At 71.2% G+C, this 16,220-nt stretch carries 15 protein-coding genes; 10 read left to right on the top strand and 5 right to left on the bottom strand.

Going from position 1 to position 16,220, the window contains the following annotated elements; all coding sequences use genetic code 11:
* Positions 1 to 70: 70 nt before the first annotated feature.
* Positions 71 to 1,726 carry a hypothetical protein gene (locus ACH492_RS38940; RefSeq protein WP_398994021.1) on the top strand — a complete coding sequence of 552 codons (1,656 nt, stop codon included), beginning with the start codon at positions 71 to 73 and terminating at the stop codon, positions 1,724 to 1,726.
* 776 nt (positions 1,727 to 2,502) lie between these two features.
* Here the strand turns inward: ACH492_RS38940 and ACH492_RS38945 are convergent.
* A complete protein-coding gene (locus tag ACH492_RS38945) occupies positions 2,503 to 3,315 on the bottom strand; it encodes a hypothetical protein (protein ID WP_398994023.1) in 813 nt (270 codons plus the stop codon).
* Positions 3,316 to 3,355: 40 nt separating this feature from the next.
* Here ACH492_RS38945 and ACH492_RS38950 point away from each other — a divergent pair, with 40 nt between their 5' ends.
* The 4 genes from ACH492_RS38950 to ilvD all read left to right on the top strand — a co-directional run bounded on the left by ACH492_RS38950 (position 3,356) and on the right by ilvD (position 7,717).
* Entirely contained in the window at positions 3,356 to 4,285 is a 930-nt protein-coding gene (locus tag ACH492_RS38950) for a Ppx/GppA family phosphatase (RefSeq protein WP_398994025.1), read from the top strand.
* A 23-nt stretch (positions 4,286 to 4,308) separates the two neighbouring features.
* Positions 4,309 to 5,139, top strand: a complete 831-nt coding sequence (locus ACH492_RS38955; protein WP_398994027.1) for a sugar phosphate isomerase/epimerase family protein — start codon at positions 4,309 to 4,311, stop codon at positions 5,137 to 5,139.
* Positions 5,136 to 5,750 (top strand): TetR family transcriptional regulator, encoded by a 615-nt coding sequence (locus tag ACH492_RS38960; protein ID WP_398994029.1) that lies wholly within the window; start codon positions 5,136 to 5,138, stop codon positions 5,748 to 5,750. Before ACH492_RS38955 ends, ACH492_RS38960 begins: the two co-directional genes overlap by 4 nt.
* A 116-nt stretch (positions 5,751 to 5,866) precedes the next feature.
* Complete coding sequence (gene ilvD / locus ACH492_RS38965; RefSeq protein ID WP_398994031.1) at positions 5,867 to 7,717, top strand: dihydroxy-acid dehydratase; 1,851 nt, start codon at positions 5,867 to 5,869, stop codon at positions 7,715 to 7,717.
* 55 nt (positions 7,718 to 7,772) lie between these two features.
* Here ilvD and ACH492_RS38970 read toward each other — a convergent pair whose 3' ends face one another.
* Positions 7,773 to 9,896, bottom strand: coding sequence for a PQQ-binding-like beta-propeller repeat protein (locus ACH492_RS38970; RefSeq protein WP_398994033.1), 2,124 nt, complete (start codon positions 9,894 to 9,896; stop codon positions 7,773 to 7,775).
* Positions 9,897 to 10,038: 142 nt separating this feature from the next.
* Here ACH492_RS38970 and ACH492_RS38975 point away from each other — a divergent pair, with 142 nt between their 5' ends.
* Both ACH492_RS38975 and ACH492_RS38980 read left to right on the top strand, forming a co-directional pair.
* Positions 10,039 to 10,332, top strand: coding sequence for a peptidase (locus ACH492_RS38975; RefSeq protein ID WP_398994035.1), 294 nt, complete (start codon positions 10,039 to 10,041; stop codon positions 10,330 to 10,332).
* Between the two features lie 35 nt (positions 10,333 to 10,367).
* Positions 10,368 to 10,889 carry a hypothetical protein gene (locus ACH492_RS38980; protein WP_398994037.1) on the top strand — a complete coding sequence of 174 codons (522 nt, stop codon included), beginning with the start codon at positions 10,368 to 10,370 and terminating at the stop codon, positions 10,887 to 10,889.
* Between the two features lie 217 nt (positions 10,890 to 11,106).
* On the opposite strand, the gene ACH492_RS38985 is transcribed toward ACH492_RS38980, so the two are convergent.
* On the bottom strand, positions 11,107 to 11,568 hold the full coding sequence (locus ACH492_RS38985) for a hypothetical protein (RefSeq protein WP_398994039.1): 462 nt from the start codon (positions 11,566 to 11,568) through the stop codon (positions 11,107 to 11,109).
* Between the two features lie 159 nt (positions 11,569 to 11,727).
* On the opposite strand from ACH492_RS38985, the gene ACH492_RS38990 reads away from it, so the two are divergent.
* Both ACH492_RS38990 and ACH492_RS38995 read left to right on the top strand, forming a co-directional pair.
* Positions 11,728 to 12,540: an ABC transporter ATP-binding protein gene (locus ACH492_RS38990; protein WP_398994040.1), complete on the top strand. Its 813-nt coding sequence runs from the start codon at positions 11,728 to 11,730 to the stop codon at positions 12,538 to 12,540.
* On the top strand, positions 12,537 to 13,274 hold the full coding sequence (locus ACH492_RS38995) for an ABC transporter permease (protein WP_398994042.1): 738 nt from the start codon (positions 12,537 to 12,539) through the stop codon (positions 13,272 to 13,274). Before ACH492_RS38990 ends, ACH492_RS38995 begins: the two co-directional genes overlap by 4 nt.
* On the opposite strand, the gene ACH492_RS39000 is transcribed toward ACH492_RS38995, so the two are convergent.
* Positions 13,271 to 13,498, bottom strand: coding sequence for a hypothetical protein (locus tag ACH492_RS39000; RefSeq protein WP_398994044.1), 228 nt, complete (start codon positions 13,496 to 13,498; stop codon positions 13,271 to 13,273). The two genes, ACH492_RS38995 and ACH492_RS39000, sit on opposite strands and share 4 nt — an antisense overlap.
* Before the next feature lie 349 nt (positions 13,499 to 13,847).
* Here ACH492_RS39000 and proC point away from each other — a divergent pair, with 349 nt between their 5' ends.
* Positions 13,848 to 14,657: a pyrroline-5-carboxylate reductase gene (gene proC / locus ACH492_RS39005; RefSeq protein WP_307661850.1), complete on the top strand. Its 810-nt coding sequence runs from the start codon at positions 13,848 to 13,850 to the stop codon at positions 14,655 to 14,657.
* Positions 14,658 to 14,701: 44 nt separating this feature from the next.
* On the opposite strand, the gene trpS is transcribed toward proC, so the two are convergent.
* The gene (gene trpS, locus ACH492_RS39010) at positions 14,702 to 15,697 is read right to left on the bottom strand and encodes a tryptophan--tRNA ligase (RefSeq protein WP_398994046.1); all 996 of its coding nucleotides are present in this window, start codon (positions 15,695 to 15,697) and stop codon (positions 14,702 to 14,704) included.
* Positions 15,698 to 16,220 lie beyond the last annotated feature (523 nt).

Here is a 16,220-nt window from a genome sequence, read left to right on the forward strand (position 1 = left end):
TTCACCCGAAAGGATTAAAAGTGTTCAAGGGGTACGAAGGGGATGTGCTCCAGCGCCTACGGTCACGGGCGTGACGAGCAGCAGGCTGGAACCTCCCACGCACACCACCGGCGCACACCGGGCGAACCGGCGCGTGTCCCGTCCGTCCGCGCAACAGCCGCTCGCGCGCTACGAGCCGTACCTCGACGGCCTGTTCACGTACTGCCTCTCCGTGCTCTGCGACCACGAGGCGGCGACCGCGCTCCTCGGCGACGTACTCGCCATCGCCGAGCGGCAGTACGGGCGTTGCCCGGCGGGCGAGACCGAGCGGAAGGCATGGCTGTACGCGCTCGCGCGGTGGGCCTGTCTGCGCCGGCTGACCGAGCAGCGGCGCATGCGGCAGGGGACGCACACCGGACGCCCGGCGCGGCTCGCCGCCTCCGGGGAGGCCGCGCCCCCGGTCTCGGAGGAGGCCGCCGAGCGCCGCCACCGTGAACTGGCGCTGCTGGCCTGGCCGGAGGCGGCCGGGACGACACCCGAACAGCGCGAGGCCCTGGAGCTCGCCGTCCGGCACGGGCTCGGCTCGCGCGAAGTCGGCGCCGTCCTCGGCCTGGACGCGAGGGCCGCGCGCGAGCTGCTGGCCGCCGCGGCCTGCGAGGTCGAGCGCACCTGGGCCGCGCTCGCCGTCGTCGAGACCGGCAACTGCCCGGCCGTCGCCCGGCTCACCGGCGACCACCAGGTGCTGCTCTCCGCCACGCTGCGCCAGGAGCTCGTCCGGCACGTCGCCGACTGCCCCCGCTGCCGCCGCACCGCGGAGCGCGCGGGGACGGGCGGGCCGTGGCCGGGGTCGGCCGTCACCCCGGCCGCGCTGCCGCTGGTCGAGGCACCGCGGGCCGCCTCGTACGCCGCGATGCTGCGCGTACCCCGAGCCCGGGCCGCAGCGCCCCGCTTCGGCCCCGGCGGATTCCCGCTCGACCCGAAGGACCACGCGGCCCGGCGGGACCGGCTGCGGGCGCGCGCCGTGACGACCACGGTCGTGGCGACCGTCGTCGCGGCGCCGGTGCTCGCGCTGTGGGCGGCGTACCGGGGCGCGCCGCTGACGGGGGAGGGGCGCGACGGGTCCTCGGTCTCCGCGAGCGCGGCGGACGGGCCGAGCGGCATCGACGGCGAGCCGTACGACCACTACGAGAACGCGGGCAACGCGCAGGCGGAACCGGATCCGAGGTTCACCGCGGGCTCGCGCTCGCCGGACGTCTCGGTCGAGGTCATCAGCGCGGGCACCCCCCTCTCGCCGTCCCGCTCCGGCGTTTCGGGCCCGGGCCGCCTCACGGTCGAGGCGGAACCCGCCGGCGACACGACGCGGATCACGATCACGGCCTCGGGCGGCTCCCCGGTGACGTGGTCGGCGTGGACGGACGCTCCCTGGCTGTACATGAGCCACTCCTCGGGCACTCTCAGCCCGGGCGAGTCGGTCACGATCTACGTCACGGTGGACCACGACCGGGAGCCGACGGGGCCGTGGACGGCGCGGGTGGGCGTGGACCCGTCGGGCGCGGTGGTGGAGATCGACGGCTACGGCTCGACGAGACCGCCGACACCCTCGGACCCGGCCCCGACGCCGACCCCGACGCCCACGCCGACGGACCCGAGCCCGACGCCCTCGGACCCATCACCGCTCCCGACGCAGGAAGCGCCACCGGCGGACCCGCCGCCGTCGGACCCGCCCGCATCCCCGCCACCGAGCTGAGCGACGGGCGGGCCCCGGCCGCCTACGGTGGAGGGGTACGCGGGTGCGGGTGGGGTCCTTTCCCCCACCCAGCCCCTTCCCGAGACTGGGGGCGCTGCCCCCAGGCCCCCTGGCGGGGGGCGAAGAGGCACGTGGGGGCTGACGCCCCCACACCCCGGCCGCTTGGGCGGCTTCGCCCCGGAGCCCGAGGGAAACGGGGCGGGGCTGACGGCCCCGCACCTGTGCCGCTCGGGCGGCTTCGCCGCTGAGCCGACGAAGCGGGGCGTGCCCCCAGGCCCCCTGCGGGGAGGGGAAGGGGTACGTGGGGGCTGACACCCCCACACCCCCGGCGGCTTCGCCGCGGTGCACAGGAAAGTGGAGCTCAAGGCCCCGCACCCCCGGCCGCTCGGGCGGCTTCGCCGCGGTGGCCCACAAGGCGGGGAGCTGAGGCGTCCACCCCTCGGGCGGGCCCGTACCGGGGTACCTCCCGGTGGGGAGGGGCCGTGCAGGGTCGTCCCCGCAGGGGATCGGCGGCCGGACCCAGTGATCAACACCAACCCCTTCACGCCGCCGACCCCGAGGAGTCGAGCCCAGAGGGGCACCGGAACCCGCACCCCACGACACCGGACAACCCCACGACCCACACAACGCACCCCCGCGGCACCGGACAACCCCACGACCCGCACCGCGGACCCCCGCACCGCGGACCCCCGCCCCGCGGCACCGGGCACCCCGCGACCCGCGCCACACCCGCAGCCCGCACCGCGGACCCGCGGACCCCGCACCCCCCGTACGTGCTACTTCGGGTCCGCCGGGTGTGGGGCCACCAAAGGGAGCTGCGACGACAGGCGGGCCTCGCACAGTTCCGCCAGGACGTCGTACGCCTCCTTGCCCATCAGCTCCGTCAGCTCCGGGCGGTACGTCACATACACCGGCTCCCCCGCCCCGTGCGCCGACGTCGCCGACGTGCACCACCAGTGCAGGTCGTGGCCGCCGGGGCCCCAGCCTCGGCGGTCGTACTCCCCGATCGAGACCTGCAGCACCTTCGTGTCGTCGGGGCGCTCGATCCAGTCGTACGTACGCCGCACCGGCAGCTGCCAGCACACGTCCGGCTTCGTCTCCAGCGGCTCCTTGCCCTCCCGCAGCGCCAGGATGTGCAGCGAGCAGCCCGCCCCGCCCTCGAATCCCGGGCGGTTCTGGAAGATGCAGGACCCCTCCCAGCGGCGTGTCTGGCGTTCCCCGTCGTCGTCGGTCTGGACCCAGCCCGTCTCCGTACCCACGTCGTGGTACTGCCACAGCTCCGGCGTCAGCCGCGCGACATTCTCCGCGACCCGCTTCTCGTCGTCCTCGTCGGAGAAGTGCGCGCCCAGCGTGCAGCACCCGTCATCCGCGCGGCCCGCCTGGATGCCCTGGCAGCCGCTTCCGAAGATGCAGGTCCAGCGCGAGGTCAGCCAGGTCAGATCGCAGCGGAAGACCTGTTCGTCGTCGCCGGGGTCCGGGAACTCGACCCACGCTCGCGCGAAGTCCAGGCCCTTCTCGTCGTGCTTGGAGGGCTTGATCTGCTTCGGGGGCGTGGCTTTGCCCTGCTTCGCCTTTTTCGTCTTTGGCACAGGGCAAGCGTAAGCGCGTGACAGCAGTAGCGTTCGGTTCATGAGACTCGGAGTCCTCGACGTCGGTTCGAACACAGTGCATCTGCTGGTGGTGGACGCCCACCCGGGCGCCCGCCCGCTGCCCGCCCACTCGCACAAGGCGGAGTTGCGACTCGCCGAACTCCTCGACGGGGACGGGGCGATCGGACCCGACGGCGTCGCCCGGCTGATCGAGGTGGTCGGCGACGCGGTGCAGGCCGCAGAGGACCAGGGCTGCGAGCAGGTGCTGCCCTTCGCGACCTCCGCGGTTCGGGAGGCCAGCAACGCCGACGGGGTGCTGGCCCGGGTCAAGGCCGAGACCGGGGTTGATCTGCAGGTGCTGACCGGCGAGGAGGAGGCCCGGCTGACCTTCCTCGCGGCCCGCCGCTGGTTCGGCTGGTCGGCCGGAAAGCTGCTGGTCCTGGACATCGGCGGCGGCTCACTGGAGATCGCGTACGGGATCGACGAGGACCCGTACGTGGCGGTGTCGCTGCCGCTCGGCGCGGGCCGGCTGACGGCCCTGCTGCCCGGCGACCCGCCCGACCCGAAGGACGTGAAGGAGCTGCGCCGCCGTATTCGGGCCGAGATCGCCCGTTCGGTCGGCGAGTTCAGCCGGTTCGGGAAGCCGGACCACATAGTGGCGACGTCCAAGACCTTCAGGCAGCTGGCCCGTATCGCGGGTGCCGCGCGCTCCGCCGATGGCCTTTACGTGCAGCGTGAACTGAGTCGTAAGTCACTGGAGGAGTGGATGCCGAAGCTCGCCGCCATGACGGTCGAGCAGCGCGGCACCCTCCCCGGTGTCTCCGAGGGCCGGGCCCGTCAGCTGCTGGCAGGAGCGCTGGTCGCGGAGGGTGCGATGGACCTGTTCGGGGCGCCGGCGCTCGAAATCTGTCCCTGGGCGCTGCGCGAGGGCGTCATTCTGCGGCGCCTGGACCATCTCCCGGCCTCCTAGCGGCGGCCCGTACCCTGTCTCCCGTGGCAGAACCAGTGGTGCGTATCCCGGATGCGAAGGTTGTCCTGTCAACGGCTTCCGTCTATCCGGAGTCGACGGCGACGGCCTTCGAGATTGCCGCGCGCCTGGGCTACGACGGCGTCGAGGTCATGGTCTGGACCGATCCCGTCAGCCAGGACATCGAGGCCCTGCGCCGTCTGTCCGACTACCACCAGGTGCCGATCCACGCCGTGCACGCGCCCTGTCTGCTGATCACCCAGCGGGTCTGGTCCACCGACCCCTGGGTGAAGCTCCAGCGGGCGCAGACGGCGGCCGAGAAGCTGGGCGCCTCGACGGTCGTCGTGCACCCGCCGTTCCGCTGGCAGCGGCAGTACGCCCGGGACTTCGTCACCGGGATATGGCGGATGGCGCACGAGACGGATGTCCGGTTCGCCGTCGAGAACATGTACCCGTGGCGCTACCGGGACCGCGAGATGCTCGCGTACGCCCCCGACTGGGACGTCACCAAGGAGGACTACCGGCATTTCACGATCGACCTCTCGCACACCGCGACGTCCCGTACCGACACGATGGCCATGATCGACCGGATGGGCGACCGGCTCGGCCATGTACACCTCGCCGACGGCAAGGGGTCCGCGAAGGACGAGCACCTGGTCCCGGGGCGCGGCAACCAGCCGTGCGCCGAGCTGCTCGAGCGGCTGGCCCGTACCGGCTTCGACGGCCATGTCGTCATCGAGGTCAACACCCGGCGCGCGATGTCCGCCGCCGAACGCGAGGCCGACCTCGCCGAGGCGCTCGCCTTCACCCGGCTGCATCTGGCGTCGGCCGCATCTTCCGGGGTGCGCGGCTCATGACCGGCGCGGCGGCTCGGCGGCGGCGCGGCCGTCCGGCCCGTACGGGAGCGGGCGAGGGCCCCGGCGCCCGCGAGCGGATCCTGGAAGCGGCCCGTACGGAATTCGCAGAGCGCGGCTACGACAAGACGACCGTCCGTGGCATCGCCAAGGCGGCGGACGTCGACCCCGCACTCGTCCACCACTACTTCGGTACGAAGGACGAGGTCTTCGCCGCCGCCATCGAGGTCTCCTTCGAGCCGGCGCTGGTCATCCCGGAGATCCTGGGGCAGGGCGCGGAGGGCATCGGCGAGCGGCTCGCCCGCTACTTCATCGGGGTGTGGGAAAACCCGGCGACCCGGGCCCCGCTGCTGGCGATCATCCGTTCCGCGCTCACCCACGAGGCGGCGGCGAAGGTACTGCGCAGCTTCGTGCTGCGGCGGCTGCTCGAGCGGATCGCGGGCGATCTCGACGTACCGGACCCGAAATTCCGCGCGGAGCTGGCCGCCTCGCACATGATCGGCATCGCGATTCTGCGCTATGTGATCAGGGTGGAGCCGCTGGCCTCGGCGGACCCGGAGGAGATCATCGTGATGGTGGCCCCCACGCTGCAGCGGTATCTGACCGAGGCCTGAACGGCAGCTGACCGAAGCGTGAGCCCCGCGTCCCGTATAACGGACAGACTGTCCAGATCTTGGAGTCGCGGCGTAGGCTCGATGGGAGTCCCACCCGTCTGAAGGAGCGAGCGACGATGCCCGAGCTGAGGTCCCGCACTGTCACCCACGGCCGCAATATGGCGGGCGCCCGCGCCCTTATGCGGGCGTCGGGCGTAGCGGGCGCAGACATCGGCAAGCCGATCGTCGCGGTCGCCAACTCCTTCACCGAGTTCGTGCCCGGGCACACGCACCTCGCCCCGGTCGGCCGGATCGTCTCCGACGCGATCCTGGCCGCGGGCGCCGTGCCCCGTGAGTTCAACACGATCGCCGTCGACGACGGCATCGCGATGGGCCATGCCGGCATGCTCTACTCCCTGCCGTCCCGCGACCTGATCGCGGACAGCGTCGAGTACATGGTCGAGGCGCACTGCGCGGACGCCCTGATCTGCATCTCCAACTGCGACAAGATCACCCCCGGCATGCTGATGGCCGCGCTGCGCCTCAACATCCCGGTGATCTTCGTCTCCGGCGGCCCGATGGAGGCCGGCCAGGCGACCCTCGTGGACGGCACGGTCCGCAAGCTCGACCTGATCAACGCCATCGTGGACGCGGTCGACGAGAACGTGTCGGACGAGGACGTCCTCCGTATCGAGGAGAACGCCTGTCCCACCTGCGGGTCCTGTTCCGGCATGTTCACCGCCAACTCGATGAACTGCCTCGCCGAGGCCATCGGCCTGGCCCTCCCCGGCAACGGCTCGGTGCTCGCCACCCACACCGCCCGCAAGGCGCTCTACGAGAACGCCGGCCGCACGATCGTCGAGATCACCAAGCGCTACTACGAGCAGGGCGACGAGTCCGTCCTGCCGCGCAACATCGCCACCCGCGAGGCCTTCGAGAACGCCATGGCGCTCGACATCGCCATGGGCGGCTCCACCAACACGATCCTGCATCTGCTCGCCGCCGCCCAGGAGGCCGAGCTCGACTACGACCTGACCGACATCGACGCCGTCTCGCGCCGCGTCCCGTGTCTCGCCAAGGTCGCGCCGAACGTCGCCCCCGGCGGCACGTACTACATGGAGGACGTGCACCGCGCGGGCGGCATCCCGGCGATCCTGGGCGAGCTCTACCGCGGCGGGCTCCTCAACGAGGACGTCCACACCGTCCACTCCGCGTCCCTTGCCGACTGGCTCAAGACCTGGGACGTGCGCGGCGGCTCCCCGTCCGCCGAGGCCGTCGAGCTGTGGCACGCGGCCCCCGGCTGCGTCCGCTCCGCGACTGCCTTCTCCCAGTCCGAGCGCTGGGATTCCCTCGACGTCGACGCCGAGAACGGCTGCATCCGGTCCGTCGAGCACGCGTACTCCAAGGACGGCGGACTCGCCGTGCTCAAGGGCAACCTCGCCGTCGACGGCGCTGTCGTGAAGACCGCCGGCGTGGACGAGTCGATCTGGACCTTCGAGGGACCTGCCGTCGTCTGCGAGTCGCAGGACGAGGCCGTCGACAAGATCCTCCGCAAGGAGATCAAGGAGGGCGACGTCGTCGTCATCCGCTACGAGGGCCCGCGTGGCGGCCCCGGCATGCAGGAGATGCTCTACCCGACGTCGTTCCTGAAGGGTCGCGGGCTCGGCAAGGCCTGCGCGCTGGTGACTGACGGCCGCTTCTCCGGCGGCACATCGGGCCTGTCGATCGGGCACGCCTCGCCGGAGGCGGCGAGCGGTGGAACCATCGCGCTCGTCGAGGACGGCGACCGCATCCGTATCGACATCCCGAACCGGTCGATGGAACTCCTCGTCCCCGAGGCGGAGTTGGCGACCCGTCGCGAGGCGCTGGGCGGCGTCTACGCGCCGAAGGACCGCGAACGGAAGGTCTCGGCGGCGCTGCGCGCGTACGCGGCCATGGCGACGAGCGCCGACAAGGGCGCGGTCCGGGACGTGTCCCGGCTGGGCTGATCCCGGTCGTACAGCGGGTCGTACAGCAGGTCGTACAGCCGGTCGTGCTGCAGGCTCACCACTTGGCGGGGTCCCGGGCGTCCAGCGCGAAGGCGGAGCCGTCCGGGGCCGTGCCGAAGACCTTGTCACCGGCGGCGACGGGTGCGGGCAGCACCGACGCGAAGGTGTAACGCCCGTCGTCCATACGGGGTTCGGTCTGGCCGATGAGCACACCGCGTACGGCGTCCACGGCCAGCAGCCGCCCGTCTCCGGCCGTCACATACACCGCGCGGGCGTCGGCGGCGGGGCGTGAGAGATGGGTGACGGAGGTCTCCAGCCGCCACAGCTGGGCGGGCTTCGTCCCGCCGGTGTCGAGGGCGAGGAGCGAGCCGCCCGATCCGCTCAGGTAGACGGTGTCCCCGGCCACGGTCGCCTGCGCCTGGTCGACGGGCGTGGGCAGCGGGATACGGCGTACCGCGGGCGGCTTGCTCGCGGTGCCGAGTCGTACGACAGCGTCCGTGAAGCCGTCGGTGTTGGCGGAGAGCAGATACAGGAAGCCGCCCGCCGACCGCGCCGGGCTCAGCGTTCCCTTGACCCGCTTCTCCCAGAGCAGGTCGCCGTCGGCCAGGTCGACCGCGCTGACCAGCGTCGACGTACCGTCACCGGAGGGTGTGACGGCGAGCGCGGGTCCGTCGCCGCCCGCGGACGCGACCCACTGGCTGCCCCTTCCGCCGCGCTGCCGGGTCCAGCGTTCCTCGCCCGTCGCGGCGTCGACGGCCCGCACCAGCCCGGCGTCCGTCACCAGCAGCGCCACGTCACCGGCGGGCCGGACCGTGGAGTACCGGGAGATGTCCATGTCCCAGCGCACCGCGCCGGACTCCGGGTCGAGCGCCTCGAGCCGGTCCCCGCCGGGTGTGACCACCTGCAGCAGCCCTCCGGCGACTACGGGCGCCATGCCCTCGTCGCTCTGCGCCGTGCTGTCGCCCGCCTCCGCCGACCAGAGGGTCTTGCCGTCGGCGGGGTTGAGGCGGGCCGCCTTGATGCCGGGCGCCGTGCAGTAGAGCCCGGAACCGGCCGACGCGCAGACCGGCGTCCTGTTCTCGTCGTCCCCGCCGCGCAGGGGCACGCTCCAGGGGCGGAAGGTCTGCTCGGCGCTGGGCACCGCGGGTGCGGGAGCCGCGGTGTTGCCGTCGCCCACGGTACGCACGACCACGATCCCCGCCGTGACCAGCACCGCCAGCGCCGCGCACGCCCAGCGGATCCTCCGCCGGGTCAGGGGGCGGCGTCCCGCAGCGGGCACCAGGGGCGCGCTCTCGCGCGGGTCCGGGGTGCGCTGGGCCGGTATGTAGGCCTGAGTGTCGTACGACGAGGAGGGCGAGGACCCGCGCAGCGCGACCATCAACTCGTACGGCGTCGGCCGTTCCGCCGGGTCCTTCGCCAGACAGCGCCGGAACAGCGGCACGAGATCCGCCGGCACACCCGCCAAGTCCGGTTCGTTGTGCACCACTTGGTACGCCACGATGTACGGACTGTCCGAGTCGAAAGGCCCGCGCCCGGTCGCGGCGTGCACCAGCACGGCCCCCATCGCGAACACATCGGCGGCGGGGCCGACCTCGCGCGGACGCTGGAACTGCTCGGGCGCCATGAACGGCGGCGTACCGATCAGCTTGCCCGTCTCCGTACGCAGATCGCTGTCCGCGGGACGGGAGATGCCGAAGTCGATGACCTTCGGCCCGTCGGGAGCGAGCAGTACATTGCTCGGCTTGAGATCGCGGTGCACCACGCCTGCGCGATGGATGTCACGCAGCGCCTCGGCGAGACCCGCGCCCGCCTTGCGCAGTTCCTCCGAGCCCAGCGGCCCGTTCCGCTTCACCCGCTCGGCGAGCGTCGGGCCCTCGATGAACAGCGTGGCCATCCAGGGCCGTTCCGCCTCCGGGTCGGCGTCGACGACGGGCGCGGTGAAGGCACCGCTGACCTTGCGGGCGGCCTCGACCTCCTGCCGGAAACGGGCTCTGAACTCCGGGTCCGATGCGTGTTCGGCATGGATGACCTTGACCGCGAGGCGCAGCCCGGAGGCGGAAGTGGCCAGGTGGACGACGCCCATGCCGCCGTTGCCGAGGCATGCCTCAAGACGGTACTGGCCGGCATATTCCGGATGCTCAGCTTCCGGGAACCGCCCGGTGCTGCGCAGCGGTGGCATCTCCCACCCCCGTGTTGTTCGTGCACATGCGCGACTCACGGAGCCTAGTCGATGATGCGTGTGATGCAGGTGTGGGTTGCTAGCCTGCGCGGCGTACGGAAGAGACCGTACAGATCAAGCCACATCGGCGGGGGAGAGTTTCATGGCTGTTGAAGAAGTGCAGTCCGAAAGTTTCGACGAGGCCACGGCCAAGCGCTATCCGGTCGCGCCGGGAGTGGCGCTGAACGTACGCAGTGGCCCAGGCACCAACTACCGGCTCATCAAGGTGCTGCCGGTCGGCTCTCGGGTGCCGATCAACTGCCAGAAGCCGGGTGAGTGGATCAGGGGTCCGTACGGCACCACCAACCTCTGGGACAACATCGCCAATGGGCAGTTCGTCTCGGACGCGTATGTGAACACCGGTAGCGACGGCTATGTGACGATCCGCTGCTCCTGACGGGGTGGCCGTGACGTCCGGGGATAATCGACCCCGTGAGCGAGCAGAGTAAGCAGGGCGGGACGAACGTCGGCGGCGGTCCGCAGCCCGAGCCCATCCGTTTCTTCGGCACGACCTGGATCGGCCACGACGGGGGCTACGGGCTGCGCCGCGCCGGCGTCGCCGCCGGTGCCCTCGCCGCCGCCGTAGCCGGATGTCTCGTGCTGCGCTTCGCCTACCAGGGTCTGGCGATCGCCGACGTCGGCGGCTTCGTCAACATGCTGGTCGTCGTGATGTTCGCGATCTGCAGCGCCGTCGCCTTCCGCAAGACCTGGGAGGGTTTCACCCGCCGCTCCACCGGTTCCGCGACCGAGGATTCGCTGCGCAGTCTCAAGGCGATCGGCTTCGTAGGCTCGCTCCTCGCCTACTTCTTCCGCTCGCTCACCGAGGCACCGGGCGAGAAGCTGCGCCGTGAGGAGTACGAGACGGCCCGCAGCCAGTACGAGAAGCGCCGCGGCGTCCGTACCGGCAACCCCGCCGCCCGCAAGGGCAAGGGCGGCAAGTCCAAGCGCAAGTAGCCACGGCCTGATCCGGTTCGTACGCTCCGACGCTCACCCGGCACCCGCACCGGCCCTCACCCGGCACCCGCACCGGCCCTCACCCGGCACCCGCACCGGCCCTCACCCGGCACCCGCACCGGCCCTCACCCGGCACCCGCACCGCCCCCTACCCGCACCCGCACCGCGCCCGCGTCCTGACGGGCCGGCGCGCGGCGGTCCGGCTGATCCCCGGGCCTCAGCGCGGCCTGCGCGAGAACCGCCCGACCAGCCCGACGACGCCCATCACTAGCGCGCCCCGCCACAGGCCCTCCCACAGGCTGCCGAGGAACCCCTGCCCGGTGAGCGCCTGCTGGACCACCACATCCGCGGCGACCATCAGCGCGCCCGGCACGGCTGCGACCCGCCATGGGTGGGCCGCGGCCCAGCGCCGAATCCGGCGGTCGGACGGGCTCCCCGTGCCCGGCTTGTCGCCGAGCACCGCGCCCGCTCCGCCGACCATGAAGAACAGCATCAGCGCGACCGACAGCGCGCCGGCCAGCACGCCGAGGCCGATTCCGTCGCCGATCGTGCCGAGCGCGAGGGCGACGCCGCCGCCCAGCCCGCCGACCGCCGCGGCGGCGCGCCACGGCCCGAGCGTCACCGACGCGACGGCCAGCCGCCGCTGCTCGGCCTTCGAGATCTCACTGTTGTGGCTCATATGTCCACCGTCCGCCGCCCGTGCCCCCAACGCTATGGGGGATGCCCCTGACACGCCCCCCATCTCTCGACGCTGCACCGCTCTCTTGACGCGCCTCCCATCTCTTTACGCTGCACCACTCTCTTGACGTGGCAAGGCCGCAAGGGCATTATTCATCGCATGATGAATTCGTCTGGAGTTGCCGTCCTGGCCCGCGGCCTCACAGTCGTACGAGGCGAGCGCACCGTCCTGCGCGGCATCGACTTCACCGTGCCGCCCGGCCGGATCACCGGCCTCCTCGGTCCCTCCGGCTGCGGCAAGTCGACCCTGATGCGCGCCGTGGTCGGCACGCAGGCCAAGGTCACCGGAACCCTCGACATCCTCGGCAGTCCCGCGGGCGACGCCACCCTGCGCTCCCGTATCGGCTACGTCACCCAGGACCCAGCCGTCTACGACGACCTGACGGTCCGCCAGAACCTGGACTACTTCGCCTCCGTCCTGCAGCCCGGCCGCCGCCACCGCGACACCCGCCGCGACTACGTCACCCGTGCCATCGCCGACGTAGACCTCGTCTCGCACGCCGACTCCCTCGCCGGCCGGCTCTCCGGCGGCCAGCGCAGCCGCGTCTCCCTCGCCGTCGCCCTGCTCGGCACACCCGAACTGCTCGTCCTCGACGAACCGACCGTCGGCCTCGACCCCGTCCTGCGCCGCGATCTGTGGAATCTCTTCCACCGCCTCGCCGACGAGCGGGGCGCGACGATCCTCGTCTCCTCGCACGTCATGGACGAGGCGGAGCGCTGCCACCGCCTGCTCCTGATGAGGGAGGGCAAGATCCTCGCCGAGGACACCCCCGACGACCTCCGCCTGCGCACCCGCTCCCAGACCGTCGAAGCCGCCTTCCTCCACCTGGTCGACGAGGCCAACGCCCGACAGGCCGATTCCCCGCAGCAGGCCGATCCTCAGCCCGGGGCCATTCAGGAGAACGCCCGATGAACGCCGCCCGCACCCTCGCCACCGCCGCCCGCGTCCTGCACCAGCTCCGCCACGACCCGCGCTCCATCGCACTGATGGTCTTCGTGCCGTGTGTGATGCTCTTCCTGCTGCGCTACGTGTTCGACGGCAGTGAGCGGACCTTCGACTCCATCGGCGCCTCGCTCCTCGGCATCTTCCCGCTGATCACGATGTTCCTGGTGGCCTCCATCGCCACCCTGCGCGAACGCACTTCAGGCACCCTGGAACGCCTGCTCGCCATGCCCCTGGGCAAGGGCGATCTGATCGCCGGCTATGCCCTGGCCTTCGGCCTCGTCGCCATCGCCCAGTCCCTCCTCGCTACCGGCCTCGCACTGTGGGCACTGGGCCTGGACGTCATCGGCTCGCCGTGGCTGCTGCTCCTCGTCGCGCTCCTTGACGCTCTGCTCGGCACGGCACTGGGACTTTTCGTCTCGGCCTTCGCCGCCTCTGAGTTCCAGGCGGTCCAGTTCATGCCGGCCGTGCTCTTCCCGCAGCTGCTGCTCTGCGGCCTGTTCACGGCGCGCGAGAAGATGCAGCCCGTCCTCGAGGGGATCTCGAACGTCCTGCCCATGTCGTACGCCGTCGACGCCATGACCGAAGTCCAGCGCTACCCGGACGCCACCGGAGACTTCACCCGCGACGTCCTGATCGTCGCGGCCTGCGGGGTCCTAGTCCTGGCCCTGGGCGCGGCGACGCTACGCCGCCGCACCGCCTAGTTCAGCGTGATGGTGACCCGACCTTGAGCTGGCCGTAGAGCCACTCGGCATGTGGCGCTCGCCCCGATGATGCTCTTGGAGGAGTTCTTCCCCCAGGTGTCCGCGAGGACGAACTCCATGGCGCCGCCAGGCCTCGACAGCTCCACCACCCAGCTGGCGTTGATCGTGTACTCGCCCATGCCGAACACCGCCGTAGGCAGCTTGCGCGTAGGGGACTTGGACACAACCGTCAGTCGGCCGGGGGCACGCCGGCCGCAGCCCCGTCACCCACGGCTGTATCGGCCTCGCGTCCGACGGCACGGCCCGCCGCTTCTACGAGCAGGTCATCCCGGGCGACGTCATCCGCGTCACCAACTCCAGGGACCAGGTCGCCTCCGGCAACGGCTACGGCGACCGGAACCTCTCCTGGTCCGAAGGGCGCTCCCGTAGCGCCCTCCAAACCAGACGGGCACTGGCCTCCGAGGCGCGGACGGGCCTGCCCCCGCCCGTACCGCCCCTCGGACGCCCCGGCACAGCCACGCCCCCGGTGCGAGGATGGCGACACGTATCCCCACCGGCGAGGTGAACAGAGCCATGACCCAGACAGTCGCAGTCCTCGGTACGGGCAAGATCGGCGAGGCCCTCCTCAGCGGCATGATCCGCGCCGGCTGGCGGCCCGCCGACCTGCTGGTCACCACCCGCCGCGCCGACCGTGCCAATGAGCTCCGCACCCGCTACGGCGTCGAGCCTGTCACCAACCCCGAGGCCGCCAAGCGCGCCGACACCCTCATCCTGGCCGTCAAGCCCCAGGACATGGGCAAGCTCCTCGACGAACTCGCTCCGCACATCACCGCGGACCGCCTTGTCATCAGCGCCGCGGCCGGCATCCCCACCTCCTTCATCGAGGAACGCCTGACCGCAGGCACCCCCGTAGTCCGTGTCATGCCCAACACCCCCGTACTCGTCGACGAGGGCATGTCCGTGATCTCGGCTGGCAGCCACGCGACCGCCGAGCACCTCACCCACACCGAGGAGATCTTCGGCGGTGTCGGCAAGACCCTCCGCGTCCCCGAGTCCCAGCAGGACGCGGCCACCGCCCTGTCCGGCTCGGGTCCGGCGTACTTCTACTTCCTCGTCGAGGCCATGACCGACGCCGGCATCCTCCTCGGCCTGCCCCGCGCCCAGGCCCACGACCTGATCGTCCAGGCCGCCATCGGCGCCGCCGTCATGCTCCGCGACAGCGGCGAACACCCCGTCAAGCTCCGTGAAGCCGTCACCTCCCCCGCCGGCACCACCATCAGCGCCATCCGCGAACTTGAGAACCACGGTGTACGCGCCGCCCTGATCGCCGCCATCGAAGCGGCCCGCGACCGCAGCCGCGAGCTTGCGTCGGGCAACGGCTGACGGCCCCGGTCACGGCTGGACGGCTGGGACGGAGCCGTCCTCCGCTACCCGGGCAGCAGCCCGATCGCCTTATAGGCGGCATCAACTCTCGGCCGGGCCATCTCCCTGGCCCGCTCGGCTCCCTTCCTCAGCACCTCATCGACGTGTCCCGGATCCGCCGCCAGCTGCGCATGTCGCTCCCTCACCGGCCTCAGCAGCTCCACCACCGCCTCGGCCGTGTCCTTCTTCAAGGCCCCGTACGACTCATATACACCGGCCAGGTCGATTGGGTTCCCACCCTCACAAGCCGCCAGCATTTCGAGAAGATTCGCGATGCCCGGCTTGCCCTCGCGGTCGTACTCGACCTCGCGCCCGCTGTCCGTGACCGCCCGCATGATCTTCTTGCGCACCACATCCGCGTCGTCGAGCAGATAGACGATCCCCGCCCCGGACTCGTGCGACTTCCCCATCTTCGAGGTCGGGTCCTGCAGATCCATGACCCGCGCGGCCACCGGCGGATGCGTCGCCTTCGGCACGGTGAAGGTGTGCCCGTATCGCTGGTTGAACCGCATCGCCAGATCCCGCGTCAGCTCCACATGCTGGGTCTGGTCCTCGCCCACGGGCACCTCATCCGTCCCGTAGGCCAGGATGTCCGCCGCCATCAGCACCGGATAGGTCAGCAGGGACAGCCGCACACTCTGCCCGCCCGCCCGCGCCCGCGCGCCCTTCTCCTTGTACTGGATCATGCGTCGCAGCTCGCCGTCCGTGGCCGTGCACTCCAGGAGATACGACAGCCGCGCGTGCTCGTCCACATGACTCTGTACGAATACGGTGCACAGCTCCGGGTCCAGCCCCGCTGCCAGCATCAGCGACGCGGCCTGACGACTGAGTCTGCGCACCCGCGCCGGATCGTGCTCCACGGTCAGCGCATGCAGATCGACCACGCTGAACAGCGCGTCCGACCGGTGCTGATCGACGTCGACCCACCTGCGCAGCGCCCCGAGGTGGTTGCCCAGCGTCAGATGCCCCGTGGGCTTGATCCCGCTGAAGATCCGCGTCATCACGCTCTCCGTCTCCTGATCGGAGCCGCCGCGTCCAGCGGCCGGACTCCCGGAGGGAGAAACGTGAACGGCCGCCGAAGCGGCGGCCGTTGAGTGCATGCGTAGGTGCCGGCCGCCGTCAGGCGGCCCACCACTGGAGGAGGCACATACGCGTTGTCATACGTGCGAGACTACGGGGCCCAACCCCAGGTTGACAGCGGATACCGCCATCCGTAGTGTTCTCCGAGTTGTCCGACGTGAGCACCGACTTCGGCCGGTCCCCGGACAGCCATTCCGCAAGACCCACTACAAGCGAGCGACACCCTGTCGTCCGGCTTTCTGTGCGCTTTTGCGAAATGAGGAATCCGCGTTCGAACGAGCGCAGCCCCGATTAGCGTCGGGGGCCAGGATTCCGCTAAAGTCTCACTCGTCGGAACGGCCTAACAGACCGGAAAGGCAACCCGAGTTCGACCGGGAATCAGGCCCGAAAGGATCTGATAGAGTCGGAAACGCCGGAAAGCTGAAAGGCTGGAAAGCGAGCCCC

The sequence above is a fragment of the Streptomyces sp. NPDC019443 genome (genome assembly GCF_044389785.1).
Lineage (GTDB): Bacteria > Actinomycetota > Actinomycetes > Streptomycetales > Streptomycetaceae > Streptomyces.